Source organism: Arthrobacter sp. Hiyo1, assembly GCF_001263615.2.
Lineage (GTDB): Bacteria > Actinomycetota > Actinomycetes > Actinomycetales > Micrococcaceae > Arthrobacter.
On record NZ_DF952470.1, the window covers coordinates 73,399 to 75,157 of the forward strand.

Consider the following 1,759-nt stretch of genomic DNA (forward strand, 5'->3'; position numbering starts at 1 on the left):
CGCGCCCACCAGGCGCACTGTCTAGCAAAGCACCCCCAAAGAAACGTGCGACGACGGCGGTCCCCCCTCCGCCGTCGTCGCCCCTCTCGCCGGCCTCGAGTCCAGGCCGGCTCTGTCAAAGGAGACACCCCTGATGATTCCCCTCATCAATTCCTTGGCGGTCCGGGCAGCTGATGCCCCCGCCATCAAACCGTCCGTAGCCCTTGGGACCCCGCTGCTGCTGACCATTGCAGTTGCGGGCGTCGCGCTGCTGTTGCTCATGATCATCCGCTTCAAGATCCAGGCCTTCGTGGCATTGCTGGCCGTGAGCATCCTGGTGGCCGTCGCCGCGCAGATCCCCTTGGCGGACGTATTCACCGTCGTGGCCAACGGCGTGGGCGGAACCATGGGCAAAGTCGCACTGCTGATTGCCCTCGGCGCCGTGTTGGGCCGCATGATCGAAGTGTCCGGCGGCGTGCAATCGCTGGCCAACCACTTCACCGAGAAGCTCGGTGCCAAGCGCGTCGCCGTGGCACTGACCGCCGTCGGCTTCCTCGTTGCCATTCCGGTGTTCTTCGAAGTAGGCATCATCGTCCTGGTGCCGATCGTCTACGCCTTCGCGAAGATCGCCAAGCTGCACCCCATCAAGTTCGGCCTTCCCATGGCCGGCATTATGCTCTCGATCCACGTCGCCGTTCCTCCCCACCCGGGCATCGTTGCCGGGGCAGGCGTCATGGGTGCCGACATCGGACTGATCGCGATGATTTCGCTCATCATCTGCGTGCCGCTCGGTTTCCTGTCCTACTGGGTTGCCAGCATCATGAACCGCAAGGACTACGAACTGCTCCCGGGCGTCCGCGACCAGATCGAAGAATTCGGCTCCGATTCCTTGGTGCGCGTCGGCCACGACGGTCCCGGTGCCAGCGCAGTCGCTCCGCCGCGTCCGGGCCTGATCATGTTCCTCATCGCCGCCCCGATCGTCCAGATCCTGCTCGGCACAGCCGGTACCCTCCTGATCAACAAGAAGGACTACTGGTACGGCGTCGCGTCTTTCGTGGGCAACCCGTTCTTCGCCCTGCTGGTGGCCGTTGCGCTCGCGTTCTTCCTGCTGGCGGTCCGCCGCCAGTGGTCACTCAAGGAAACCGGCGAAATCTTCGAAGGCGCGCTGCCTCCCATCGCCTCGATCCTCATGGTGGTTGCTGCCGGCGGCGTGTTCGGCGGCGTCCTGCAGGTCTCCGGCATCGGCGCGGCCTTGTCCCAGACGCTGGACTCCCTGGGCGTGCCGATCATCCTCCTCGGCTTCATCATTTCCCTGGCACTGCGTGCCGCACAGGGATCGGCCACGGTCGCCATCGTCACCACCACCGGCCTCCTCTCGGCTGCCGTCGCCCAAGGCGGCTACACCCCCGCGCAGATCGCCGTCATCGTGATCGCGATCGGCTTCGGCGGACTGGGCCTGTCCCACGTGACCGACGCCGGTTTCTGGGTGGTGGTGCGCTACTACGGCCTCACGGTGTCCGACGGCCTCAAGACCTGGACCGTGCTCACCACCATCCTGGGCGTCGCGGGCTTCCTGCTCAGCTATGTCGCCTGGATCCTGGTGGGAGGCCTGGCCCACTGATGCGTGTACGCCTTGACGACCTTGTAGGCTCCGCGCTGGAGCGAGGAGCCGCGGTTCCGGCCTTCACCTGCTACGACTTCACCACCGCCCTCGCGGTGGTGGCCGCAGCAGAGGAGTCCGGCCGCGGAATCATTCTGCTGGTTGCTCCGAAGACCGCGG

2 protein-coding genes are annotated in these 1,759 nt (G+C 65.7%); both read left to right on the top strand.

Features of this window, described 5'->3' with window-relative positions:
- Positions 1-133 precede the first annotated feature (133 nt).
- The gene (locus AHiyo1_RS09310; protein WP_059388381.1) at positions 134-1,600 is read left to right on the top strand and encodes a GntP family transporter; all 1,467 of its coding nucleotides are present in this window, start codon (positions 134-136) and stop codon (positions 1,598-1,600) included.
- On the top strand, positions 1,600-1,759 hold a 160-nt coding region (locus tag AHiyo1_RS28225; RefSeq protein WP_445286215.1), incomplete at its 3' end, for a class II fructose-bisphosphate aldolase. The genes AHiyo1_RS09310 and AHiyo1_RS28225, both read left to right, overlap by 1 nt.

Bases quoted from the DNA above. Each gene is read 5' to 3' on its own strand.
- AHiyo1_RS09310 (WP_059388381.1), top strand. From the start codon at position 134: ATGATTCCCCTCATCAATTCCTTGGCGGTCCGGGCAGCTGATGCCCCC.